At 56.2% G+C, this 219-nt stretch carries 1 pseudogene; it reads left to right on the top strand.

Annotated features, from left to right (window positions below):
• Position 1: 1 nt before the first annotated feature.
• A pseudogene (locus tag EOB49_RS36230) lies at positions 2-219 on the top strand (flagellar motor protein MotB); the annotation flags it as partial.

Below are 219 nucleotides of genomic sequence, written 5' to 3'. Positions count from 1 at the left end.
CATGTTCGAAGCCGTCGCATTCCGCACAATGACAAAATCCCGAAGCTGGCGTTTGGCTGCAAGGGCCCTTGGCCTGATCCTCGCGTGCGGCCTGCTCTTGTTCGTGCCGGAAACCGCCAATGCTGGCCCGAACTGGACGCTCGATCCGTCCGCATCAGTCATCACCTACCAGTCGGTGAAGAAAAACACGATCGTCGAGACAAACAAGATCAGGAATAT

Source organism: Mesorhizobium sp. M7A.F.Ca.MR.148.00.0.0 (genome assembly GCF_003997735.1).
Taxonomy (GTDB): domain Bacteria; phylum Pseudomonadota; class Alphaproteobacteria; order Rhizobiales; family Rhizobiaceae; genus Mesorhizobium.
Note: the sequence above shows the minus strand (reverse complement) of the source record. Positions and strands in the feature narration are given on the sequence as shown.